This is a genomic window from Quyinboa sediminis, assembly GCF_042219855.1.
GTDB lineage: Bacteria > Bacteroidota > Bacteroidia > Bacteroidales > UBA5342 > JBHJHP01.
In genome coordinates this window covers 79,055-100,725 of sequence record NZ_JBHJHP010000009.1, presented here as the reverse complement: position 1 = coordinate 100,725, position 21,671 = coordinate 79,055, and the positions used below count along the sequence as shown (strand labels likewise).

28 protein-coding genes are annotated in these 21,671 nt (G+C 40.5%); 23 read left to right on the top strand and 5 right to left on the bottom strand.

Annotated elements, in window-relative coordinates; translation table 11 throughout:
- Window positions 1-28 precede the first annotated feature (28 nt).
- The 5 genes from ACE1EF_RS18305 to ACE1EF_RS18285 all read right to left on the bottom strand — a co-directional run bounded on the left by ACE1EF_RS18305 (window position 29) and on the right by ACE1EF_RS18285 (window position 7,101).
- Window positions 29-544, bottom strand: a complete 516-nt coding sequence (locus ACE1EF_RS18305) for an OmpH/Skp family outer membrane protein (protein WP_375722150.1) — start codon at window positions 542-544, stop codon at window positions 29-31.
- Window positions 545-588: 44 nt separating this feature from the next.
- Complete coding sequence (locus ACE1EF_RS18300; RefSeq protein ID WP_375722149.1) at window positions 589-3,279, bottom strand: BamA/OMP85 family outer membrane protein; 2,691 nt, start codon at window positions 3,277-3,279, stop codon at window positions 589-591.
- 3 nt (window positions 3,280-3,282) lie between these two features.
- Complete coding sequence (locus ACE1EF_RS18295; protein ID WP_375722148.1) at window positions 3,283-4,050, bottom strand: isoprenyl transferase; 768 nt, start codon at window positions 4,048-4,050, stop codon at window positions 3,283-3,285.
- A gap of 2 nt (window positions 4,051-4,052) precedes the next feature.
- The gene (gene porG, locus ACE1EF_RS18290; protein WP_375722147.1) at window positions 4,053-4,742 is read right to left on the bottom strand and encodes a type IX secretion system protein PorG; all 690 of its coding nucleotides are present in this window, start codon (window positions 4,740-4,742) and stop codon (window positions 4,053-4,055) included.
- A gap of 202 nt (window positions 4,743-4,944) precedes the next feature.
- A complete protein-coding gene (locus tag ACE1EF_RS18285) occupies window positions 4,945-7,101 on the bottom strand; it encodes an elongation factor G (protein WP_375722146.1) in 2,157 nt (718 codons plus the stop codon).
- 230 nt (window positions 7,102-7,331) lie between these two features.
- Between ACE1EF_RS18285 and ACE1EF_RS18280 the strand changes: the two genes are divergently transcribed.
- The 23 genes from ACE1EF_RS18280 (at window position 7,332) to rplF (ending at window position 21,666) form a co-directional block, all read left to right on the top strand.
- Window positions 7,332-7,715 carry an START-like domain-containing protein gene (locus tag ACE1EF_RS18280; RefSeq protein ID WP_375722145.1) on the top strand — a complete coding sequence of 128 codons (384 nt, stop codon included), beginning with the start codon at window positions 7,332-7,334 and terminating at the stop codon, window positions 7,713-7,715.
- 103 nt (window positions 7,716-7,818) lie between these two features.
- The gene (locus ACE1EF_RS18275) at window positions 7,819-9,267 is read left to right on the top strand and encodes an LptF/LptG family permease (protein WP_375722144.1); all 1,449 of its coding nucleotides are present in this window, start codon (window positions 7,819-7,821) and stop codon (window positions 9,265-9,267) included.
- Window positions 9,264-10,505: a bifunctional 3,4-dihydroxy-2-butanone-4-phosphate synthase/GTP cyclohydrolase II gene (locus tag ACE1EF_RS18270; protein WP_375722143.1), complete on the top strand. Its 1,242-nt coding sequence runs from the start codon at window positions 9,264-9,266 to the stop codon at window positions 10,503-10,505. The genes ACE1EF_RS18275 and ACE1EF_RS18270 overlap by 4 nt, the downstream gene beginning before the upstream one ends.
- Window positions 10,506-10,900: 395 nt before the next feature.
- A complete protein-coding gene (gene rpsL / locus ACE1EF_RS18265; protein WP_375722142.1) occupies window positions 10,901-11,275 on the top strand; it encodes a 30S ribosomal protein S12 in 375 nt (124 codons plus the stop codon).
- Between the two features lie 102 nt (window positions 11,276-11,377).
- Window positions 11,378-11,854, top strand: coding sequence for a 30S ribosomal protein S7 (gene rpsG, locus ACE1EF_RS18260; protein WP_375722141.1), 477 nt, complete (start codon window positions 11,378-11,380; stop codon window positions 11,852-11,854).
- A gap of 37 nt (window positions 11,855-11,891) precedes the next feature.
- On the top strand, window positions 11,892-14,012 hold the full coding sequence (gene fusA / locus ACE1EF_RS18255) for an elongation factor G (protein ID WP_375722140.1): 2,121 nt from the start codon (window positions 11,892-11,894) through the stop codon (window positions 14,010-14,012).
- A gap of 12 nt (window positions 14,013-14,024) precedes the next feature.
- On the top strand, window positions 14,025-14,330 hold the full coding sequence (gene rpsJ, locus ACE1EF_RS18250; RefSeq protein WP_375722139.1) for a 30S ribosomal protein S10: 306 nt from the start codon (window positions 14,025-14,027) through the stop codon (window positions 14,328-14,330).
- 20 nt (window positions 14,331-14,350) lie between these two features.
- Window positions 14,351-14,968, top strand: coding sequence for a 50S ribosomal protein L3 (gene rplC, locus ACE1EF_RS18245; protein ID WP_375722138.1), 618 nt, complete (start codon window positions 14,351-14,353; stop codon window positions 14,966-14,968).
- Complete coding sequence (rplD, locus tag ACE1EF_RS18240) at window positions 14,968-15,597, top strand: 50S ribosomal protein L4 (RefSeq protein ID WP_375722137.1); 630 nt, start codon at window positions 14,968-14,970, stop codon at window positions 15,595-15,597. Before rplC ends, rplD begins: the two co-directional genes overlap by 1 nt.
- Before the next feature lie 11 nt (window positions 15,598-15,608).
- Window positions 15,609-15,899, top strand: a complete 291-nt coding sequence (gene rplW, locus ACE1EF_RS18235; RefSeq protein ID WP_375722136.1) for a 50S ribosomal protein L23 — start codon at window positions 15,609-15,611, stop codon at window positions 15,897-15,899.
- 5 nt (window positions 15,900-15,904) lie between these two features.
- Window positions 15,905-16,729 (top strand): 50S ribosomal protein L2, encoded by an 825-nt coding sequence (gene rplB / locus ACE1EF_RS18230; RefSeq protein WP_375722135.1) that lies wholly within the window; start codon window positions 15,905-15,907, stop codon window positions 16,727-16,729.
- A gap of 18 nt (window positions 16,730-16,747) precedes the next feature.
- Window positions 16,748-17,020: a 30S ribosomal protein S19 gene (rpsS, locus tag ACE1EF_RS18225; protein ID WP_375722134.1), complete on the top strand. Its 273-nt coding sequence runs from the start codon at window positions 16,748-16,750 to the stop codon at window positions 17,018-17,020.
- A gap of 28 nt (window positions 17,021-17,048) precedes the next feature.
- Window positions 17,049-17,453, top strand: a complete 405-nt coding sequence (gene rplV / locus ACE1EF_RS18220) for a 50S ribosomal protein L22 (RefSeq protein ID WP_375722133.1) — start codon at window positions 17,049-17,051, stop codon at window positions 17,451-17,453.
- 7 nt (window positions 17,454-17,460) lie between these two features.
- A complete protein-coding gene (gene rpsC / locus ACE1EF_RS18215; protein WP_375722132.1) occupies window positions 17,461-18,162 on the top strand; it encodes a 30S ribosomal protein S3 in 702 nt (233 codons plus the stop codon).
- 26 nt (window positions 18,163-18,188) lie between these two features.
- Window positions 18,189-18,611, top strand: coding sequence for a 50S ribosomal protein L16 (rplP, locus tag ACE1EF_RS18210; protein ID WP_375722131.1), 423 nt, complete (start codon window positions 18,189-18,191; stop codon window positions 18,609-18,611).
- A 14-nt stretch (window positions 18,612-18,625) separates the two neighbouring features.
- Entirely contained in the window at window positions 18,626-18,826 is a 201-nt protein-coding gene (gene rpmC / locus ACE1EF_RS18205; protein ID WP_375722130.1) for a 50S ribosomal protein L29, read from the top strand.
- A gap of 8 nt (window positions 18,827-18,834) precedes the next feature.
- Window positions 18,835-19,098: a 30S ribosomal protein S17 gene (rpsQ, locus tag ACE1EF_RS18200; protein WP_375722129.1), complete on the top strand. Its 264-nt coding sequence runs from the start codon at window positions 18,835-18,837 to the stop codon at window positions 19,096-19,098.
- A gap of 2 nt (window positions 19,099-19,100) precedes the next feature.
- Entirely contained in the window at window positions 19,101-19,466 is a 366-nt protein-coding gene (gene rplN / locus ACE1EF_RS18195) for a 50S ribosomal protein L14 (RefSeq protein WP_375722128.1), read from the top strand.
- A gap of 17 nt (window positions 19,467-19,483) precedes the next feature.
- Entirely contained in the window at window positions 19,484-19,804 is a 321-nt protein-coding gene (rplX, locus tag ACE1EF_RS18190) for a 50S ribosomal protein L24 (RefSeq protein WP_375722127.1), read from the top strand.
- Window positions 19,804-20,352 carry a 50S ribosomal protein L5 gene (rplE, locus tag ACE1EF_RS18185; protein WP_375722126.1) on the top strand — a complete coding sequence of 183 codons (549 nt, stop codon included), beginning with the start codon at window positions 19,804-19,806 and terminating at the stop codon, window positions 20,350-20,352. The genes rplX and rplE overlap by 1 nt, the downstream gene beginning before the upstream one ends.
- Before the next feature lie 15 nt (window positions 20,353-20,367).
- Window positions 20,368-20,637 carry a 30S ribosomal protein S14 gene (gene rpsN / locus ACE1EF_RS18180; protein WP_375722125.1) on the top strand — a complete coding sequence of 90 codons (270 nt, stop codon included), beginning with the start codon at window positions 20,368-20,370 and terminating at the stop codon, window positions 20,635-20,637.
- Window positions 20,638-20,702: 65 nt separating this feature from the next.
- The gene (gene rpsH, locus ACE1EF_RS18175) at window positions 20,703-21,098 is read left to right on the top strand and encodes a 30S ribosomal protein S8 (protein ID WP_375722124.1); all 396 of its coding nucleotides are present in this window, start codon (window positions 20,703-20,705) and stop codon (window positions 21,096-21,098) included.
- 16 nt (window positions 21,099-21,114) lie between these two features.
- The gene (gene rplF / locus ACE1EF_RS18170; RefSeq protein ID WP_375722123.1) at window positions 21,115-21,666 is read left to right on the top strand and encodes a 50S ribosomal protein L6; all 552 of its coding nucleotides are present in this window, start codon (window positions 21,115-21,117) and stop codon (window positions 21,664-21,666) included.
- Window positions 21,667-21,671: the final 5 nt, after the last annotated feature.

The window sequence follows — 21,671 nt, the reverse complement described above, 5'->3', positions numbered from 1 at the left end:
TTTAATTTAACGTGGCAAAAGTAACAAATTATTTGGAATAACCTAGTTTATCCAGTACGATATCACTGATGTCGTTTTTGGAGTTGGAATAGATCAGGTTATTGCTTGTTGATTTATCAAATATAGCATCATAACCGCGTTCATCAGCCACCTCTTTTACGGCATTGTAAAGCTCATCCTGAATTGGCTTGATAAGGCTTTCGCGTTTTTTAAAGAGTTCACCTTCGGGGCCGAAATACTTACGCTTCAGTTCCTGAGATTCTTTTTCACGCTCTATAATTTCATTTTCACGTTTTACCTTCATTTCCTCAGAAAGAAACACCAGTTCATTCTGGTAATTCTGATACATGGTTTTAACTTCATTCATCATGGTTTCCACTTCCTGTTGCCATTTTGTTGAAGCCTGATCCAACTGGTCCTGTGCCGATTCATACGCCGGAATATTTTTCAGTATATATTCGCTGTCGATGAACGCAAACTTTTGAGCAGATGCTGAAGCTGCTGTTAAAAGTATTGCAAAAATTGCTACTGTTATTTTTTTCATAATCATCTGTTTTCTCTGGTTCAAAACAAAAACCCTGCCAAACTCTAAAACTGCTGTCCTATAACGAAATGGAACTGACTGGCACCCTTTTGTCCGCTTGCATCATTGTCGAAACCGTATCCCCAGTCAATACCCATCAATCCAAACATCGGGAGGAATATACGAACACCAACACCTGCCGATCGTTTTACGGTGAAAGGATTAAAATTCTTCCAGTCGCTCCAAGCATTACCTGCTTCAAGAAAAGCCAGTGCAAAAATGGTGGATGATGTTTCCAGTACTAACGGATATCTTAATTCTGCAGTATATTTTACGTACATATTTCCGTTTTCTTTTGCACTTCCTGAAGAATAATATTCAATCGGTGTGAGTGAGCCGTTTTCATAACCTCGCAGGGCTATGGTTTCTGAGCCATATAAACTGTAACCGGACATGCCATCTCCACCAACCCGGAATTTTTCAAATGGCGATGTCTTGTATTTGTTGTAATAACCAAGATATCCGAATTCTGCCTTAGCCATAAGAATCAGTTTCATGTCTTTTGTAAGTGGCGTAAAATTGGCTCCTTTGAATTTCCATTTATGGTATTCAACATACCTGTTAAGTATCTGTGCATTGGCTTCCAGTACTGCAGGATCGTCTGTTGTAACACCATTTGCCAGATCCGATACTGCTTTAAAGTCTGTATTTGAAAACAGTGAATAGGGTGGTGTTAACTGAACAGAAAACGAATACTGTGATCCTGTTCTGGTAAATATAGGATTATCAATGGAGTTTCTGGATAATGTCGTATTGAAACTCAGAACATTTGAAATTCCGTTTTTAAATCCGAATGAACTGTAATACCAGTCTTTAATATCGTAACGCTGATACGATAATTCATTGTACAGGGTAAAGAAGTCGTCAGGCCAGTTTAACCTTCGGCCTAAACCAGCAGATGCACCGGTTACATACATATGTTTTGATGCTTCCGAGTTACGGAAATAGTCCTCAAGTGTACTGTACCCTCCGTAATCTGTATTTCCATAACCATATCCGCCGTAGCCTCCGTAATAGGATGATCCGTAGCCATAACTGCCATATCCGCCATAGTATGGATTGCTGTAAGCGCTGTAAGCTGCACTCAGGTCGGTTTGAACCGAGTGATACATCGAAACGGATAAGGAATTTGGTTTCTTACCGCCCAGCCATGGTTCGTTAAACGACAAACTGTAGGACTGATATATTCTTCCGTTTGTTTGAGCTCTTAAACTTAAGGTCTGTCCATCTCCGGATGGTAACGGATGATATGTCTCTTTATTGAAAATGTTTCTGATAGAGAAGTTGTTAAAAGAGAGTCCGAGTGTTCCCACAAACATTCCGGCTCCCCAACCACCGCTTAATTCAACCTGGTCGGTTGCCTTTTCAGTCAGGTTAAATACGATATCAACCGTACCGTCTTCCGGGTTTGGCTTTGGAATCGGTTCAATGCGTTCCGGGTCAAACTGCCCAATTTGAGCCAGTTCCCTTACCGAACGGATAATATTGTCTTTTGAAAACAACTGTCCCGGTTTAACCCTTAATTCACGTCGGGCAACCTGTTCGTGTGTTCTGTCATTTCCATTGATGATGACCTTGTTTACAGTAGCCTGGGTACCCTCCATCATCCTGAACTCAAGGTCAATGGAATCATTATCAACCATCACTTCCACAGGTGTAAGGTTAAAAAACAGATAGCCGTTATCGAGGTATAAGTTACTGATCGCGTCATCGTCAGTATTCAGGCGTTCATTCAGCAGTTTCTGATTATACACATCACCTTTTTTAATACGAAGCTGTTGTGCCAGCTGTTCGGATGTGTATTTCGTATTTCCCACCCATGACAGATTTCTGAAATAGTACTTGTCACCTTCATCCACCTTAATATATACGTTAACTGTATTTTCTTCCTCACCGGGATAAATGCTGTCTACGTCTATAATCGCATCGCGGTAACCCAGTTCATTATATTTATCAATGAGTTTTACTTTATCCTCATCATACTGTTCAGTGATAAATTTTTTGGTTCTGAAGAAGTTTCTCAGTTTATTCTTTTCATTGGTCTTCTTCATTACACGGTTAATCTTATTGAAGGTCATGGCTTCGTTTCCATCAACAATAAAATTAGCGATCTTCACTTTTTCCTTTTTGTCGACAAAGATGTCAATGATCACCTGGTTTTCAGCGTTCAGGTCATCCTTCTGATGAATGGTGACGGTCGTGTTGTGAAATCCTTTTTCAACGAAATGGTTCTTTATTACTTTTTGGGTGTTGTTGATAAGGTTTGGTGTCACCTGGGCACCTTTTATCATGCTGATTTTTTCTTCCAGGTCGGTAATTTCACTTTTCTTCAAACCGTGGTAATTGATAACCGATAGCCTTGGGCGTTCCTGAAGCTGGATATTAAGGTAAACTTTATCATTTACAATACTGTCAGCAGTTATTGTGACATCTGAAAAAAGGCCCTGTTTCCAGAATTTTTTAATGGCAGAAGTAATGTCATCACCCGGAATGGATACTTCACTTCCTACGGACAGTCCGGAATAAGCAATAAGAAGATTTTCCTCGTAATGTTTAATTCCGGTAACGGTGATCCCTCCAATGGTGTATTTCCGGGGAGCTGAGTAATAAATTTCAGGTTTAACCGATGTCTGGGCAAACAAACCTGAAATAATACATAAAAATGCAAGTGATAACAGTATAGTGCGTTTAATCATAATCTACTTTGTGTTTCCTTGAGCTATTTGTTCACTGGTTTTTCCAAATCGTCTTTCTCTTTTCTGGTATTCATAGATAGCCTTGTAAAACTCCTCTTTTTTGAAATCAGGCCAGTTGATATCAGTGAAGTAGAATTCGGAATAGGCAACCTGCCAAAGTAAAAAGTTACTTACCCGCAGTTCTCCACTTGTCCTGATCAGAAGCTCGGGATCAGGCATGCCATTTGTTGTGAGATAACTTTCCAAAAGCGTATCATCGATCTGTTCTGCACTGAATTTACCATCCAGTGCATCTTTAACCAGTTTCTGCGTGGCGTGCACGATTTCCCACCTTGAACTATAGCTCAGCGCAATGGTTAAAACCAATCCGGTATTTTTTGATGTTGCTTTCAAAGCATTTTCTACTTTCTTGTAAACGTGCTGAGGGAGCATTTCGTTACACCCGATAGTAGAAAGTTTTATGTTATTTTTGACTAAATTTTCAATTTCTGTATCAATACCGTTTACCAGCAGTTCCATCAGTGCATTCACTTCATCCGAAGGTCTTCCCCAGTTTTCTGTTGAAAAAGCATACAGGGTGAGGTAACCCAGATTAAGTTCCGCGGCGGCTTCCGTAATGGTTTTTACACTCTCCAACCCTTCTTTATGTCCGAAAATTCTGTCTGTACCGTTCTTTTTTGCCCAGCGACCATTACCATCCATTATGATTGCAATGTGTCTGGGTAGATTGTCCAGGTTAATTTTGTCTTTGTATGATTCTTCCTTTTTCATGTTTAGTTATATGAACCACTGCCACAACGCCATTTGTGTTTAAAGATACTTATTGTGGCAAAAATGCCAAAACAGGTGTAATAATCGTTGTTTATAACAGAAGATCCGTTAAGATTATACGGATCATTTAAAACATCACCGGTACTGTATGTATCTAATTCGTCTGTAAACATTTTTCGCATTCCTATCTCCGCTCCCAGAGTAAGGTTTTCCAAAACCTTCCACTTTACACCTCCGCCAAACGGCAGGTGCGGTGCAACAACCATTCCGTTATTACCGCCCGTCAAAAGGGTCATGCCAAATCCTGTAAAGATATATGGTGTGAAGTCATAATTGGTTTCACCTTTGGCACTGCTCAAAGGAAAGAAATTATACTCCAGGTTAAGTCCCATATCCCAGAATTTCTTTGAAAATGCATAACTGGCATCGTGCGGTAAATAGTTGGATGAGTATTTTGTTGACCCATTTAAGGTGCCGTAGTAACCATTCACCTTAAGTGCATAACGCGGTGTCAGAAGAATCCGTACCAAACCTCCGTACTGATCCTGCACCTGCAAAAAAGGATAACTGGGATTTCCGTCACCCAGATAAAAATTACCTCCATAGGCACCACCTACAGCCAACCTGTACTGCCCAAAACCAATACTGCAAAAAGATATCCAAACAATTATTACAAAAATCAACCTGTTCATTTGTCTGTTTTTACTATACTTTTTGCAGTTTTTTATGCTCCTGCAAAAGTAATATTTAATCTTAAAAAACAACTTTTATACATATATATTATTGTCTGTGCCAAAGGTTTTTTATAATAATTAACAAACAAATAATGATCTATTTACGACAAAGAGCTTCCCGGCATGGGAAGCTCTTTGTGACAATAAAAAATTAAGCAGATTAATCTTCGTCTTCTGATTCTTCATATTCCTTGAGAAGAATATCCTGTACCTCAGGAGGTACCTTTTCATAGCTTGCAAATTCCATGGTGTAGCGTGCGCGGCCACCTGAATTTGAGCTTAAAGACGTTGAGTATGAGTTCATTTCCTTTAACGGTACTTTTGCACTGAGCTTTTCAAACCCTTTTTCACTTTCCATGCCCATGATCATACCACGACGTCCCTGAAGGTCACTCATTACATCTCCCATTCTGTCAGAAGGAACCCACACAGTAACATCATAAACAGGCTCAAGAATTTTTGGTCCTGCATTTTTAAATGCCATGCTGAAGGCATTTCTTCCGGCCAGTTTAAATGATATTTCGTTCGAGTCAACCGGGTGCATTTTACCATCGTAAATACAAACCCGGATATCCCTTGCATAAGAACCTGTCAACGGTCCGGTCTCCATACGTTCCATGATTCCCTTTAGGATGGCAGGAAGGAAACGGGCGTCAATGGCACCACCTACAATACAGTTATAGAATACCAGTTTACCACCCCAGGCCAGCGGGATTTCATTCTTATCCCTGACGTTGAGTTTGAATTCCTGACCGTTAAACTTATACATGGTTGGTTCCGGCATGCCTTCTTCGTATGGTTCAATAATTAAATGTACTTCGCCAAACTGTCCGGCACCACCTGACTGCTTCTTGTGTCGGTAATCTGCACGTGAAGCTTTGGTAATGGTTTCTCTGTAAGGAATTTTCGGGTCGATAAACCTGATGATCAGTTTATCGTTATTTTCAATTCGCCATTTCAGTGTTTTCAGATGGAACTCACCCTGACCGTGGATGATAACCTGTTTCAGTTCCTTGGAGTATTCAATAACGATGGTTGGGTCTTCCTCATGCATCCGTTGCAGAATTTCACCCAGTTTTTCATCATCCGATTCATTCTCTGCCTTTACTGCAACCCTGTATTTGGGATTGGGATAATGGATGGCACTGAGTTTAATTTCAGTTCCTTTGGCATTGAGGGTATGATTGGTTCTTGTTTCTTTCAGTTTTACGGTAGCACCTATATCACCAGCCTGTAGTTCGCTGACTTTGTTTCTGGTCTGACCGGCAACACAATACAGCTGTGAAAGGCGTTCTTTTGAACCTCTGTTAACATTTATCAGGTCGTCACCTTCAGCTACTTTTCCGGAAAGGACCTTGAAATAGGAAACTTCACCAAGGTGCGGTTCAATTGATGTTTTAAATACAAAAAGTGAAGTAGGTCCGTTAACATCACAATTGATATCTTCGCCCTTACTGGTCTGGGGTTTTGGCATTTCTGACACCAGAGGGACAACATTCCTCAGGAATTCCAATAAGCGTCGGGTTCCCATATCTTTTCCTGCCGAAACGCAGAATACCGGAAAAATATCACGCATGATGAGCCCTTTATGTATGCCTTCCCTCATCTGATCCTCGTTAAGAGAGCCTTCTTCGAAATACAACTCCATCAAAGCCTCATCATTTTCAGCTGCTGCTTCTACCAGCGTATTGTGTAGTTCTTCGGCCCTGGCTTTCTGATCGTCCGGTACATCAAGAATCTCAGGTGTCCCTCCGTCAGGACCCCATTTGTACATTTTCATTTTCAGTACGTCAACAAGGGCGTTAAATCCTGTGCCTGTAGCTACAGGATATTGTACTACCACAACTTTTGAACCGAACTGTGTTTTAAGGGAATCCAGGGTCTTGTCAAAATCCGCTTTTTCATGATCAAGCTGATTTACAACAAAGATCACAGGTTTTTTTTCTTCCTGCGTGTATCTGAAGTGGTTTTCTGTACCAACTTCCACACCATTTTGTGCATTAATAACCATTAATGCAGTATCAGTTACATTAAGAGACGTAACGACTCCACCAATAAAATCATCAGAGCCGGGACAGTCAATGAAATTCAATTTCATGTTTTGCCATTCTGTGTACAGAACCGTTGAGAACACCGAGTATTCATAGTCGTGCTCCACAGGAAAATAATCCGAAACGGTATTCTTTCCTGCTATTGTGCCTCTGCGTTTAATTACTCCACCCTCATACAGCATGGCTTCTGCAAGGGTGGTTTTCCCAGAGCCGGAATTGCCCAGCAAAGAGAAGTTTTTAATTTCATCCGATTTATAAACTTTCATGGGATAGTGAATTTATAGATTAGAAATTTTACATGTACTTTTTCAAGCAGCCGGCAAATTATTCAATATTTCATTCAAATCCAAGGAATTATAATTTGAGGGCGATGTATTTAAAAACATTGTTATAAAACATGTGATTTATTTAGGCCCTTCCCGTTCTGTAAAACTTTCATGTGTTTTGTTTACTGAAAAAAAAGTTCTATATTCCGCCACTGATTAATTAATTATTAATGGAACAAAAAGTAAGATTTGAGCAGGAATACATAGTTAATGCGTCAATTAGCGTCATTTACCCCATGCTAAGTACTCCAAGCGGATTGTCAGACTGGTTTGCTGACGACGTTAATATTAATGGTAAAACATATACATTTTTCTGGGACGGTGCCGAACAGGTGGCCGAGCTCATCGCCAAACGAACCAATGTTTTTGCCCGTTTTAAGTGGACAGAGGATGAAGATCCCAAAACCTACTTTGAATTCAAGCTGACAACAGATGAACTTACCAATGAAGTAGCCCTGGTAATTACAGACTTTGCGGAGAAGGAAGAAGTGAGTGATGCCAAAGAACTTTGGGATACACAGGTCGATAAACTAAAGCATAATTTAGGAATATAATACATTAGTACACAATATTTAACAGGCAGGTTCGTCTTAGATGAGCCTGCTTGTTTTTTTACACCGCTTTAATTATTAATTTTGCGCTCTGAAATTTGGAATAATGAAAAGGCTTTACGTCTATATTCTTAAAAAATTCTTCGGACCACTTATTGCCACATTCTTTGTGTCTATTTTTGTGTTATTCATGCAGTTCCTGTGGCTGTATGTTGATGATCTTGTAGGAAAAGGACTTGATACAATGGTGGTGCTTGAATTTGTATTTCAGGCTATTCTGACCCTATTACCCAGAAGCGTACCCCTTTCGGTTCTGCTTGCTTCTTTAATGACCTTTGGAAGTATGGGGGAAAAGCTGGAACTACTCTCTATAAAAGCGGCTGGAGTATCTTTGTTTCGTGCAATGACCCCGGTCATTATACTGGTTACTTTTATCAGTGTGGCCATGTTGTATTTTAACAACGATGTTTATCCTGAGGCATTCCGGAAAATGCGGGTGCTGATTTATGATATTAAGAGAGCGAAGCCGGAGTTATCATTCAAAAATGAAGTTTTTAATACCGATATTCCGGGTTTGACTGTCAGGATCGGTGATAAAGATATAAAAACCGGCATGCTTCATAATGTTATGATCTACGACCAGAGGGATAATAATGAACCAACGGTTACCAGGGCCGATTCCGGATTAATGGAAACAACAGATGATAAACGCCATTTAATTCTCACTCTTTTTGACGGTAAGACCTATGGTGAAGTACGTCAGGAAAAAAACAAGCGTTCTAAAAACGACGAATACCCTGCTCCGTTCAGGCGGGATACATTCCAGAAACAAACGGTTCTGTTTGAAATCGATGAAAATTTCAAAAAAAGCAGTGAAGATGCCGCCAAGAACCAGTATTTCAGTAAAAACTATTCGCAACTGGCTGAGTCCTACGATTCATTGGTTAATATGGACAATGAGCGTGCAGAATTGTTTTATAAATCAAAGATTAAGTTTGCATACCATAAGAATATTCCGGATAACAGGGCTAAAAACATTATTAATCCGCATGGCAATAATACCAGTTATAATCTGGATAGCCTGTTTGTGATGATGGGGAAAAGGGAACAGGAAAGTACGATAAATTTTGCCTTACAATCTGCCAGAAAAGTCAAGAATGATATCATGGAACGCGACAGGGAGGAGGAGAATATTATGTATAACACACGAAGGCATCTTTTTGAGCTGAATAACAGGCTTTCGCTGGCCTTACTTAGTCTTATCATGTTTTTTATCGGAGCGCCCCTGGGGGCTATTGTCCGGAAGGGTGGATTGGGACTGCCCGTTGTTTTATCGGTATTTTTCTTTGTACTCTATTATATCATTGATAATTTTGGGCGTCATTTAACGGTGAACGGAGGGCACTCAGCTTATCTTGGTGCCTGGCTGAGTACAATGATATTGCTGCCTATCGGCATATTTCTTACCCGGCAGGCTACCAGCGATTCAGTTATTATGAATGTGGAGAACTACTATTTATTCATTAAGAAGATTTTTAAAAAAAATAAAAAATGAGCGAGGATACTTTCAGGTTGGATCCGATTGAAGATGCCGTTGCGGCAATTCGTGAGGGAAAACTTGTGATCGTTGTGGATGATGAGGACAGGGAGAATGAAGGCGACTTTATCTGCGCAGCAGATAAGATTACGCCTGAAATTGTAAATTTCATGACCATTCATGGCAGGGGGCTTATTTGTGTGGCACTGCCCGAAGAAAGATGTAATGATTTGAACCTGGATATGATGGTGGGTAAAAGTAATGCCATACATGAAACAGCTTTTACCGTGTCGGTAGATAAAATTGGAGATGGATGTACCACCGGCATCTCAGCATCTGATCGGGCCAAAACGATTGCTGCTTTGGCATCACCCGCTACAAGACCTGAAGAACTGGCAAGACCAGGACATATATTTCCACTTCGTGCCAAAACCAAAGGTGTGCTTCGCAGGGCAGGTCACACCGAGGCAGCCGTTGATCTGACCAGAATGGCGGGACTCCAGCCTGCTGGGGTTTTGGTTGAAATAATGAACGACGACGGTACAATGGCACGTCTTCCGGATCTGGTAAAGGTTGCTGAAAAGTTCGATCTGAAGCTGATATCCATCAAAGATCTGATTGCATTTCGCTTGCAGAATGAATGTCTGATTGAACGTGGAGAGGAAGTACAGATGCCGACAAATTACGGCATTTTTAAACTCATCCCCTTTATGCAGAAGTCGAACGGGCAGGAGCATATTGCGCTGATTAAGGGTGAATGGACCGAAGATGAACCGGTGCTTGTCAGGGTGCATTCTTCATGCGTAACCGGAGATATTTTTGGATCCCTTCGGTGTGAATGCGGAGAGCAGCTGCATATTGCCATGCAGACCATTGAAAGAGCCGGGAAGGGAATTCTTGTGTACATGAACCAGGAAGGACGTGGCATAGGGCTGATGAATAAAATCAAAGCCTATAAGCTTCAGGAACAAGGCCTGGACACGGTAGAAGCCAATGTCCATCTGGGATTTGATCCCGATGAGAGGGATTATGGCGTGGGAGCACAGATTCTGCGCGACCTCGGTGTGAGAAAGATGAAACTGATGACAAATAATCCCGTAAAACGCATTGGACTTCAGGCGTTCGGACTTGAGATCGTTGAAAACATTCCGCTGGAAGTCAAACCCAATAAATACAACGAGTTTTACATGAAAACCAAGCGGGACAGAATGGGACATATTCTTCATAAATACGACTACGATAAGGATAAGTTTTAATTATCAGACACAAGATTCAAGACACAGGAATCAAGACACAGGAATCAAGACAGGTCCTGCTTTGAAAAAGGAGGTGTCCCTTCTGGTAGCTATCGGAATTATTGGGGTGGAGGATTCTTTGAAACCTATTGACAGACTTCATTTTTCTGGTCGTTTTTTACATTATCGGTCACTAATACCCCCATTTTACATCTTTTATCTTACGTCTTTAATCTTGTGTTCTATAACTTAAATCTTTAATTCAATAAACGCTTGTACATTAGAGTTTAATTATTACTTTTGCCCGGCTGAAAAATTAATGGGTAAAAAAGAAGAATGAGATTATTGTTTTTTCTAAAAAAACTCTATCTTTGCAGCCCGTTTTATAGACGTATAATATTAAAATTAGTGTATAAATGCCTACAATTCAACAATTAGTAAGAAAAGGACGTACTCAGATTGAGGAGAAAAGCAAGTCGCGTGCGCTTGATTCCTGTCCTCAAAGAAGGGGTGTTTGCGTTAGGGTATATACCACTACTCCAAAGAAACCAAACTCAGCGATGCGTAAAGTTGCAAGGGTAAGGTTAACAAACGGAAAAGAGGTTAACGCATATATTCCAGGAGAAGGACACAATTTACAGGAACACTCTATTGTTCTTGTGCGTGGTGGTAGGGTTAAAGACTTACCGGGTGTTAGGTATCACCTTATCAGAGGTGCTCTTGATACAGCTGGAGTAGAAGGCCGTAATCAGAGACGTTCAAAATATGGTACTAAAAAACCTAAAAAATAGGATTTAGTAAATTTTAGCTTGGTTGAGTAAATAGTTTAACGAAACTGTTGAAGACTGACTCACAAGGCAACCCAATTTAAATTGAAATTAATTTAGAGGAAAATGAGAAAAGCAAAACCTAAAAAAAGGGTGCTGTTACCTGATCCGGTATACGGCGATGTTATGGTAACCCGCTTTGTTAACAACCTCATGAAGGATGGTAAAAAAAGTGTAGCCTATAAAATCTTCTATTCTGCACTTGATACAGTAAAAGAAAAACTTTCCAACGAAGAGAAATCTCCTCTCGATATCTGGAAGCAAGCCCTCGAAAACATTACACCTCAGGTAGAGGTGAAAAGCCGCCGTGTTGGTGGTGCAACATTCCAGGTTCCAACCGAAATTCGTCCAGACAGAAAACTTTCTATAGCAATGAAAAATCTGATCCTTTTTTCACAGAAAAGGAGCGGGAGATCTATGGCCGAAAAAATGGCTGCAGAAATTGTTGCTGCATATAACGAGGAAGGTGGAGCATTTAAAAAGAAAGAGGATACTCATAAAATGGCAGAAGCTAACCGTGCATTTGCGTTCTTTAGATTTTAATTATAAACGATAAGAAACGGTTAACAATTAAAAAGAAATGGCACAAGGAGATTTGAAATACAGAAGGAATATCGGTATCATGGCGCATATCGACGCCGGTAAAACAACTACTACCGAGCGTATTCTTTTTTATACCGGTATAACCCATAAGATTGGAGAGGTGCATGATGGTGCCGCTACAATGGACTGGATGGAGCAGGAGCAGGAGAGAGGTATTACCATTACATCTGCTGCGACTACCTGTTTCTGGAAGTACGATAACGAAGAATACAAAATTAATATTATTGACACCCCGGGGCACGTTGACTTCACCGTTGAGGTTGAACGTTCTTTAAGGGTACTTGACGGTGCAGTGGCATTGTTTTGTGCTGTTGGAGGTGTTGAACCACAGTCTGAAACCGTATGGCGTCAGGCTGATAAATATCACGTTCCAAGAATTGGTTTCGTAAATAAGATGGACCGTTCAGGTGCTGATTTTTACGAAGTCGTAACTCAGGTCCGTGAAGTGCTGGGTGCAAATCCGGTACCGTTACAGATTCCAATCGGAGCTGAAGAAAACTTTAAAGGTGTAATTGACCTTATCGAGAATAAAGCAATTGTATGGTTCGACGATGAGGCACTTGGAGCCCGTTATGAGCTGCAGGATATTCCTGCAGATATGCTCGACGAAGCTGCAGAATGGCGCGAAAAGCTGATTGAGGCAGTTGCGGAATACGATGATGCACTGCTCGAAAGATTCTTCGAAGATCCGGATTCAATTGGTAAGGATGAACTGCTGGGCGTAATACGTAAAGCAACCATCGATATGACCATTGTTCCGATGCTTTGCGGATCAGCCTTTAAAAACAAAGGTGTTCAGCGTTTACTGGATGCTGTTATCGCATACCTTCCAAGTCCGCTTGACAATGGTAGTGCTACAGGAACAGATCCTGATGATCCGGAAAAAACACTCGTTCGTCAGCCGGATGTAACAGAACCGACTGCTGCTCTGGCATTTAAAATTGCAACAGACCCATATGTAGGTCGTCTGTGCTTTTTCCGTGTATACTCCGGAAAAATTGATGCAGGTTCTTACATTTACAACTCACGTTCAGGCAAGAAGGAAAGGATCTCTCGTCTTTACCAGATGCACTCTAATAAGCAAAATCCACGTGAAGAAATTGCTGCAGGTGATATCGGTGCCGGCGTAGGATTTAAGGATATCAGAACCGGTGATACATTATGTGATGAAAAACATAAGATCGCCCTGGAATCTATGGAGTTCCCAGAGCCGGTAATTGGTATAGCGGTTGAACCGAAATCGCAGAAAGACCTTGACCGGTTATCTACCGGTTTGGCTAAACTGGCAGAAGAAGATCCGACATTCCGTGTGAAAACTGACGAGGATTCAGGTCAGACTGTAATTTCCGGTATGGGTGAATTACATCTGGAAATTATCATCGACCGTTTAAGACGCGAATTTAAAGTGGAGTGTAACCAGGGTAAACCTCAGGTTGCATACAAAGAAAATATTTCACAGACTGTTGATATCAGAGAAGTATTTAAAAAGCAGTCAGGTGGTCGTGGTAAGTTTGCCGATATTTTGGTGAAAGTAGGACCTGCCGATCCTGATTTTGAGGGTTCATTACAGTTTGTAGATGAGATAAAAGGAGGTAACATTCCTAAAGAATTCATTCCATCTGTGGAAAAAGGGTTTAAAACAGCCATGTCAAATGGTGTATTAGCCGGATTCCCTGTAGAAAGAATTAAGGTTGTTCTTTATGATGGTTCATTCCACCCTGTGGATTCAGACCAGTTATCGTTTGAAATTTGCGGCGTTCAGGCATTCAAACATGCCAGTGCTAAAGCAAAACCGGTATTGCTGGAACCGGTCATGAAGATCGAAGTTGTTACACCTGAAGAATATATGGGTGATATCATTGGTGACCTCAACAAGAGAAGGGGTCAGGTGGAAGGTATGGAGTCTAACCGTTCCGGTGCACGTGTTGTAAAAGCTAAAGTTCCTTTGGCTGAAATGTTCGGTTATGTAACTGCATTGCGTACCATTTCATCGGGTAGAGCAACTTCTACAATGGAATTCTCACATTATGAAACAGTGTCTGCTTCTATTGCAAAAGAAGTTGTGGCTGAAGCAAAAGGAAAAGTAGAGTTATTATAATAAAACATAACCATGAGTCAGAAAATCAGGATCAAACTGAAATCTTACGATCACAATCTGGTGGACAAGTCTGCTGAAAAGATCGTTAAAACTGTAAAAACAACAGGTGCAGTTGTGAGTGGTCCAATTCCACTTCCAACGCACAAAAAAGTATTTACAGTTTTACGCTCGACTTTCGTTAACAAAAAGTCGCGTGAACAGTTTCAATTAAGCTCATACAAAAGGCTTATTGATATTTACAGCTCAACGGCCAAAACTATTGACGCACTCATGAAACTTGAGTTGCCAAGTGGTGTTGAGGTTGAAATTAAAGTGTGATAAATTAAAAAGTTTTTACAATGCCAGGAATTATTGGAAAAAAAATCGGAATGACTTCCGTTTTCAGTGCCGAGGGAAAAAATATTCCATGCACTGTTATCGAAGCTGGCCCTTGTGTCGTAACACAAGTAAAGACAGTTGAGAATGATGGCTATAAAGCAATCCAGCTGGGTTTTGCCGACAAAAAGGAAAAGTCGGCTACAAAACCGGAACTCGGACATGTGAAAAAAGCCAAAACGTCGCCAAAGAAAACCTATCATGAATTTAAGACATTCAACGGGGATATAAATTTGGGTGATGTAATTACTGTTGACGTATTTCAGGAAAACAGTTGGGTTGATGTTACCGGAACCTCTAAAGGAAAAGGTTTCCAGGGAGTTGTTAAGCGTCATGGATTCGGCGGTGTGGGACAGTCCACTCACGGTCAGCATAACAGGCTGAGAGCTCCGGGTTCTATTGGTGCTTCATCTTACCCGTCACGTGTTTTTAAAGGTATGCGCATGGCTGGTCAGAAAGGTAGTGATGCAGTAACCATTCAAAACCTGAGAGTGTTAAAAGTTATCCCGGAAAAGAATCTTATTGTAGTGAAAGGTTCTTTACCAGGTGCTAAAGGTTCATTTGTAATAATTGATCAGTAATGAAACTCGCAGTATATAATATTAAAGGTGAAGATACTGGCAAGAAAATAGAACTTGCTGATTCGGTTTTCGGTGTTGAACCTAACGATCATGCCATCTATCTGGATGTTAAACAGTATTTGGCAAACCAGCGTCAGGGTACACACAAATCGAAAGAGAGAGGTGAAATAACCGGAAGTACACGTAAAATCAAACGCCAGAAAGGTACCGGTACAGCGCGTGCAGGTAGCATTAAATCACCGGTGTTTGTTGGTGGTGGTAGAGTATTCGGTCCACAGCCACGTGACTACGCGTTCAAATTAAACAAAAAACTTAAGAGGTTAGCCCGTAAATCGGCACTTACTTATAAAGCTAAGAACAATGAAATTATTGTTTTGGAAGACTTCGCTTTTGAAGCCCCTAAAACAAAAAGCTTTATTGAATTGAAAGAAAACCTCAAAGTAGCTGATAAAAAGTCACTTCTGGTTTTGCCTGAAGTAAATAAAAATGTATATTTGTCGGCTCGCAATTTACAGGATTCCAAAGTTGCAACTATTTCAGGGTTAAATACTTACGGTATTATGAATTGCAAATGTTTAATGTTGACAGCTTCGGTAGTAGAAGAAATAGGTAAAATGTTTAACGAATAGGAGAAAAAAAAATGGGAATTATTGTAAAACCTATCGTTACAGAAAAAATGACGCAGCTTGGTGAGAAACTCAACAGGTTTGCGTTTATGGTCGATAAAAAAGCGAATAAGCTTCAGATAAAAGATGCTGTCGAGGAATTGTATGACGTTACCGTTACTGACGTAAATACAATGAACTATAACGGTAAGTTTAAAAGCCGTTATACCAAGTCTGGCATAATATCAGGAAAAACCAATGCTTTTAAAAAGGCAGTGGTTACATTGAAAGATGGAGATACAATTGATTTTTATAGCAATATTTAAATAAAATGGCTGTACGTAAATTAAAGCCCGTAACACCGGGGCAAAGACATAAGATTATTGGTGCATTCGATACGATTACCGCGAGTGTTCCAGAAAAATCTCTTGTATCCGGTATATCAAAATCGGGTGGTCGTAATGCTACCGGCAAAATGACCATGCGTTATATCGGAGGAGGACACAAGAGAAAATACCGGGTGATCGATTTCAAAAGAGAAAAAGACGGTGTTCCGGCAACAGTAAAATCAATTGAGTACGATCCGAACAGATCTGCTCGTATTGCATTACTGTATTATGCCGATGGTGAAAAAAGATATATTGTTGCACCCAATGGCCTTGAAGTTGGTCAGGTTCTTAACTCAGGTGAAAATGCAGCGCCGGAAATCGGTAATGCCTTGCCACTTGCTAAAATTCCTTTGGGAACCGTAGTTCATAACATCGAGTTGCGTCCGGGCCAGGGAGCTGCATTAGTTCGCTCAGCAGGTACATTTGCTCAGCTCACCTCAAGAGATGGTGAATACGCAATTGTTAAACTGCCGTCAGGAGAATCCAGAATGATCCTTACAACATGTAAAGCTACAATCGGTAGCGTTGGAAATTCAGACCATGCACTTGAAAGATCCGGAAAAGCGGGTCGTTCGCGTTGGCAGGGAAGAAGACCAAGAGTACGTGGTGTTGTAATGAACCCTGTAGATCACCCGATGGGTGGTGGTGAAGGTCGTTCCTCAGGAGGACATCCACGTTCCAGAAAAGGTGTACTTGCCAAAGGTTATAAAACCCGCGATAAGAAAAAGGCATCTGAGAAGTATATTGTTGAAAGAAGGAAAAAATAAAGAGTTAATTAATTTGTTATGAGCCGATCGTTAAAAAAAGGACCATATATTAATTATAAGCTGGAGAAAAAAGTACTGGCTATGAACGAAAGCGGAAAAAAATCCGTGGTAAAAACATGGGCACGTGCTTCGATGATATCTCCTGATTTTGTAGGGCATACAGTTGCCGTACATAACGGTAATAAATTCATCCCGGTTTATATTACAGAAAACATGGTAGGTCATAAACTTGGAGAATTTGCTCCAACTCGTACATTTAGAGGTCATGGCGCTGATAAGAAAAAAAGGTAAGCGCAATAACTAGTAAAAATCAGAGAAAATGGGTGCACGAAAAAGAATAAGAGCCGAAAAAATAAAGGAAGCGAAAAAGCAGGTCAGTTTTGCCAAGCTTAACAACGTTCCTACTTCTCCAAGGAAAATGAGGCTGGTAGCCGATATGATCCGTGGTATGGAAGTAAACAAAGCTTTGGATGTACTGCGGTTTTCACCGAAAGAAGCTTCCAACAGAATGGAGAAGTTACTCCGTTCCGCTATCGCAAACTGGGAACAGAAAAATGAAGGTGTTCGTGTTGAGGACAGTAATCTTTTTGTAAAAGAGGTTATGGTTGATTCAGGAAGAGTTTTAAAAAGACTGCGTCCTGCTCCTCAGGGAAGAGCTTACCGCATCAGGAAGCGTTCAAACCACGTTACCTTAGTAGTCGACAGTAAAGAAACACAAAATTAATTGCCAAATGGGACAGAAAGTAAATCCGATAAGTAACAGGTTAGGAATCATCAGAGGCTGGGACTCAAACTGGTTCGGAGGTAATGATTACGGTGACAAGATTGTAGAGGATACAAAACTCCGTAAATACCTCAATGCTCGTCTGGCAAAGGCAAGTGTTTCAAAAATTGTCATTGAAAGAACCCTTAAGCTCATCACGATAACTGTATGTACTGCCCGTCCGGGTATCATTATCGGTAAAGGTGGTCAGGAAGTTGATAAACTGAAGGAGGAGCTTAAGAAAATTACTGATAAAGAAGTTCAGATTAATATATTTGAAGTTAAGCGTCCGGAATTAGATGCTATTATTGTTGGAAACAACATAGCTCGCCAGCTCGAAGGAAGGATCGCTTATCGTCGTGCCATTAAAATGGCTATTGCATCAGCAATGCGTATGGGCGCTGAAGGAATTAAAGTTCAGATCTCAGGACGTTTAAATGGTGCAGAGATGGCACGCTCTGAAACATACAAGGAGGGCCGTATACCTTTGCATACTTTCAGGGCTGACGTCGATTTTGCTCAGGCAGAAGCGTTAACTAAAACGGGATTAATCGGTATTAAGGTATGGATCTGTAAAGGTGAAGTTTATGGTAAGAGAGACCTTTCTCCAAATTTCACTGTGGCAAAAGAGAATACCGGAGGACGTAAATTCCGTAAAAAAAGAAAGTAATCGTTAACTATTGAAATCAGAAAACGATGTTACAACCAAAAAAGACAAAGTTTAGAAGACAGCAGAAAGGCAAGATGAAAGGTAATGCCCAGAGGGGAAACCAACTGGCATTTGGTTCTTTCGGAATCAAATCATTACAATCAAAATGGCTTACTGGACGTCAGATAGAAGCAGCAAGGGTAGCTGTTACACGTTACATGCAAAGACAAGGTCAGATATGGATACGTGTATTCCCCGATAAACCCATTACTAAAAAGCCTGCAGAGGTTAGGATGGGTAAAGGTAAGGGTTCTCCGGAAGGTTTTGTTGCACCGGTTACTCCAGGTAGAATTATCATTGAAGTTGAAGGTGTACCTTTTGATGTAGCTAAAGAGGCATTGCGTCTTGCAGCTCAGAAGCTTCCTGTTACAACAAAATTTGTGGTTCGCCGCGATTATGTTCAAAATTAAATGACTAGTTAGAAATGAAAGCGAGGGAATTAAAAGAACTAGATTCAAAGGAGTTACAGGAACGACTGGATACAGAGGTGGATAATCTTGCTAAAATGAAGATTAACCACAGCATTTCTCCTTTAGATAATCCATCACAAATTAAAGAAAGTCGCAAGACCATAGCCCGTATTAAGACCGAGCTTCGTCTGCGTGAAATTAACGAAGTAAAATAGTTTAACTGATGGAAGAAGTTAAAAGAAATATCCGAAAAGAGCGTGTTGGTGTTGTTGTTAGCGACAAGATGGATAAGACCGTTGTAGTAGCTGTAAAATGGAAAGAAAAACACCCCATCTATGGTAAATTTGTGAATAAAACAAAAAAATACCATGCACACGACGAAGAAAATACCTGTGGTATTGGTGACACTGTAAGAATTATGGAAACCAGGCCATTGAGTAAGACAAAGAAATGGAGATTAGTAGAAATAATCGAAAGAGCTAAGTAATCATGATACAGCAAGAAAGCAGACTTACAGTAGCCGATAACAGTGGTGCAAAGGAAGCGCTTTGTATCCGCGTTCTCGGTGGAACCGGAAAACGTTATGCCACAGTAGGTGATACCATTGTTGTTACAGTAAAAAGTGCCATCCCTTCAAGTGACCTTAAAAAAGGTACAGTAAGCAAAGCCATTATTGTAAGAACCAAAAAAGAGGTGCGTCGTCAGGATGGTTCATATATTCGCTTCGATGATAATGCATGTGTATTGCTTAATAATGCAGGTGAAATGAGAGGGAGTCGTATTTTCGGCCCTGTAGCCCGTGAAGTGAGAGCTAAAAACATGAAAATTGTTTCTCTGGCACCTGAAGTACTTTAATATTTAAATGCAAGACAATGTCTAAGAAATTACATATCAAAAAAGGCGACACAGTTTTTGTAAATTCTGGAGAAGATAAAGGAAAAAAAGGACGTGTGCTTGAGGTTAATGTAAAAGAAGGCCGTGCCATCGTTGAAGGTGTGAACATGGTTTCAAAGCATACAAAACCAAACGCCGAAAGTCCTCAGGGTGGAATCATTAAAAAAGAAGCCCCGGTCAATATTTCCAAACTTAATGTCGTAGATCCTTCAGGTAATCCAACCAGAATCGGTCGCCGTCTGAATGACAAAGGTAAACTAGTGCGTTATTCTAAAAAATCTGGGGAGGAAATTAAGTAATGAGCTATACTGTAGCACTTAAAAAGGATTATGCCGAACGTATTACACCGGCATTAAAAGAAGAGTTTGGGTACAAAAGCGTTATGCAGGTACCTAAATTGGAGAAAATCGTGATCAATATGGGGATGGGAGCAGCTATTGCCGACAAAAAACTTATTGATGTTGCTGTAGCTGAGTTAACCACCATTACCGGTCAGAAAGCAGTTCCTACCTATTCAACAAAGGACATCTCTAACTTTAAATTAAGGAAAAAGATGCCTATTGGTGTAAGGGTAACTTTACGTCGCGAAAAGATGTATGAATTCCTGGAGAGACTGATCCGCGTGGCTTTACCACGTATTCGTGACTTCCAGGGTATTAAAAGTAAACTCGACGGAAGAGGTAATTATACACTCGGTATCGAGGAACAGATTATCTTTCCGGAAATTAATATCGACAGTATAAGCAAAATTCTCGGTATGAATATTACTTTTGTGACTTCCGCCGCAACAGATGAGGAAGCATTTGCTTTACTGAAAGAGTTTGGTTTACCATTTAAGAAAAAATAATAAAGAGACAGATCAATGGCTAAGGAATCAATGAAAGCACGTGAGGTGAAACGCGCAAAAATGAATGCAAAGTATGCCGCAAAACGTGAAAGACTTAAAGCCGAAGGCGATTATGTGGGGTTACAGAAACTTCCCAAAAATTCATCGCCCGTAAGATTACATAACAGATGCAAATTGACAGGACGTCCAAAAGGTTACATGCGTCAGTTTGGTATTTCAAGGATTCAGTTCCGTGAAATGGCAGCCGCAGGACTTATTCCGGGAGTTAAAAAAGCAAGCTGGTAAAATAAGAAATGAGAGTTAGTTAAATATTGTCCTGATAGATTGGGATCAATTTAATTTAATGTAGTATGACAGATTCAATAGCAGATTTCCTGACAAGAATCAGGAATGCGATTAACGCAAAACACAGGGTTGTAGAAATCCCGGGATCTAACCTGAAGAGGGAGATGACCAAGATTTTATACGACAAAGGTTACATCTTAAACTACAAGTTTATAGATGATGGTTTGCAGGGTGTAATTAAAATCGCCCTCAAATACGATCCGGAAACAAAGGTAAACGCGATTAAAGCAATTAAGCGTGTTAGCCGTCCCGGTTTACGTAAGTACACTGGTTACCGTGAAGTACCACGGGTGTTAAATGGTTTGGGAATTGCGATATTATCAACATCGCAGGGTGTAGTAACTGACAAGGAAGCCCGTGCAAAGCGCATAGGTGGTGAAGTCTTATGCTATGTATATTAATTAAGGAGGATTTTCAATGTCAAGAATAGGAAAAGCACCGATAGATATACCAGCAGGCGTTACAGTAACAGTTAAAGACAACGACATTACTGTAAAAGGCCCTAAAGGAGAATTGTCACAAACCGTTAAGCCAACTATCAGCGTTAAAGTTGAAGGTAATCAGGTTGTGATTGAGAGAGCAACAGAAGAGAAACAGGATAAAGCATTGCATGGTTTATCAAGATCTCTTATCAATAATATGATTGTTGGAGTTTCTGAAGGTTATAAGAAAGAACTCGAACTGGTTGGTGTAGGTTACAGAGCATCAAACCAGGGACAGCTTCTGGAATTATCATTAGGTTATTCTCACAACATCTACCTCGAACTTCCGGGTGAAGTTAAGTTAGAGACTAAGAGTGAAAGGAATCAGAATCCTTTAATAACTCTGGAAAGCTGTGATAAACAACTTATAGGACAAGTAGCAGCCAAGATTCGTTCATTCCGTAAACCGGAACCTTATAAAGGTAAGGGTATCAGGTTTAAAGGTGAGCACATTCGTCGTAAGGCTGGTAAGTCTGCTAAAGTGTAACCGTT

What these genes read in the sequence shown, in the direction of transcription:
- ACE1EF_RS18305 (WP_375722150.1), bottom strand. Translation starts at nt 544, where the DNA reads ATGAAAAAAATAACAGTAGCAATTTTTGCAATACTTTTAACAGCAGCT.
- ACE1EF_RS18300 (WP_375722149.1), bottom strand. Translation starts at nt 3,279, where the DNA reads ATGATTAAACGCACTATACTGTTATCACTTGCATTTTTATGTATTATT.
- ACE1EF_RS18295 (WP_375722148.1), bottom strand. Translation starts at nt 4,050, where the DNA reads ATGAAAAAGGAAGAATCATACAAAGACAAAATTAACCTGGACAATCTA.
- porG (WP_375722147.1), bottom strand. Translation starts at nt 4,742, where the DNA reads ATGAACAGGTTGATTTTTGTAATAATTGTTTGGATATCTTTTTGCAGT.
- ACE1EF_RS18285 (WP_375722146.1), bottom strand. Translation starts at nt 7,101, where the DNA reads ATGAAAGTTTATAAATCGGATGAAATTAAAAACTTCTCTTTGCTGGGC.
- ACE1EF_RS18280 (WP_375722145.1), top strand. Translation starts at nt 7,332, where the DNA reads ATGGAACAAAAAGTAAGATTTGAGCAGGAATACATAGTTAATGCGTCA.
- ACE1EF_RS18275 (WP_375722144.1), top strand. Translation starts at nt 7,819, where the DNA reads ATGAAAAGGCTTTACGTCTATATTCTTAAAAAATTCTTCGGACCACTT.
- ACE1EF_RS18270 (WP_375722143.1), top strand. Translation starts at nt 9,264, where the DNA reads ATGAGCGAGGATACTTTCAGGTTGGATCCGATTGAAGATGCCGTTGCG.
- rpsL (WP_375722142.1), top strand. Translation starts at nt 10,901, where the DNA reads ATGCCTACAATTCAACAATTAGTAAGAAAAGGACGTACTCAGATTGAG.
- rpsG (WP_375722141.1), top strand. Translation starts at nt 11,378, where the DNA reads ATGAGAAAAGCAAAACCTAAAAAAAGGGTGCTGTTACCTGATCCGGTA.
- fusA (WP_375722140.1), top strand. Translation starts at nt 11,892, where the DNA reads ATGGCACAAGGAGATTTGAAATACAGAAGGAATATCGGTATCATGGCG.
- rpsJ (WP_375722139.1), top strand. Translation starts at nt 14,025, where the DNA reads ATGAGTCAGAAAATCAGGATCAAACTGAAATCTTACGATCACAATCTG.
- rplC (WP_375722138.1), top strand. Translation starts at nt 14,351, where the DNA reads ATGCCAGGAATTATTGGAAAAAAAATCGGAATGACTTCCGTTTTCAGT.
- rplD (WP_375722137.1), top strand. Translation starts at nt 14,968, where the DNA reads ATGAAACTCGCAGTATATAATATTAAAGGTGAAGATACTGGCAAGAAA.
- rplW (WP_375722136.1), top strand. Translation starts at nt 15,609, where the DNA reads ATGGGAATTATTGTAAAACCTATCGTTACAGAAAAAATGACGCAGCTT.
- rplB (WP_375722135.1), top strand. Translation starts at nt 15,905, where the DNA reads ATGGCTGTACGTAAATTAAAGCCCGTAACACCGGGGCAAAGACATAAG.
- rpsS (WP_375722134.1), top strand. Translation starts at nt 16,748, where the DNA reads ATGAGCCGATCGTTAAAAAAAGGACCATATATTAATTATAAGCTGGAG.
- rplV (WP_375722133.1), top strand. Translation starts at nt 17,049, where the DNA reads ATGGGTGCACGAAAAAGAATAAGAGCCGAAAAAATAAAGGAAGCGAAA.
- rpsC (WP_375722132.1), top strand. Translation starts at nt 17,461, where the DNA reads ATGGGACAGAAAGTAAATCCGATAAGTAACAGGTTAGGAATCATCAGA.
- rplP (WP_375722131.1), top strand. Translation starts at nt 18,189, where the DNA reads ATGTTACAACCAAAAAAGACAAAGTTTAGAAGACAGCAGAAAGGCAAG.
- rpmC (WP_375722130.1), top strand. Translation starts at nt 18,626, where the DNA reads ATGAAAGCGAGGGAATTAAAAGAACTAGATTCAAAGGAGTTACAGGAA.
- rpsQ (WP_375722129.1), top strand. Translation starts at nt 18,835, where the DNA reads ATGGAAGAAGTTAAAAGAAATATCCGAAAAGAGCGTGTTGGTGTTGTT.
- rplN (WP_375722128.1), top strand. Translation starts at nt 19,101, where the DNA reads ATGATACAGCAAGAAAGCAGACTTACAGTAGCCGATAACAGTGGTGCA.
- rplX (WP_375722127.1), top strand. Translation starts at nt 19,484, where the DNA reads ATGTCTAAGAAATTACATATCAAAAAAGGCGACACAGTTTTTGTAAAT.
- rplE (WP_375722126.1), top strand. Translation starts at nt 19,804, where the DNA reads ATGAGCTATACTGTAGCACTTAAAAAGGATTATGCCGAACGTATTACA.
- rpsN (WP_375722125.1), top strand. Translation starts at nt 20,368, where the DNA reads ATGGCTAAGGAATCAATGAAAGCACGTGAGGTGAAACGCGCAAAAATG.
- rpsH (WP_375722124.1), top strand. Translation starts at nt 20,703, where the DNA reads ATGACAGATTCAATAGCAGATTTCCTGACAAGAATCAGGAATGCGATT.
- rplF (WP_375722123.1), top strand. Translation starts at nt 21,115, where the DNA reads ATGTCAAGAATAGGAAAAGCACCGATAGATATACCAGCAGGCGTTACA.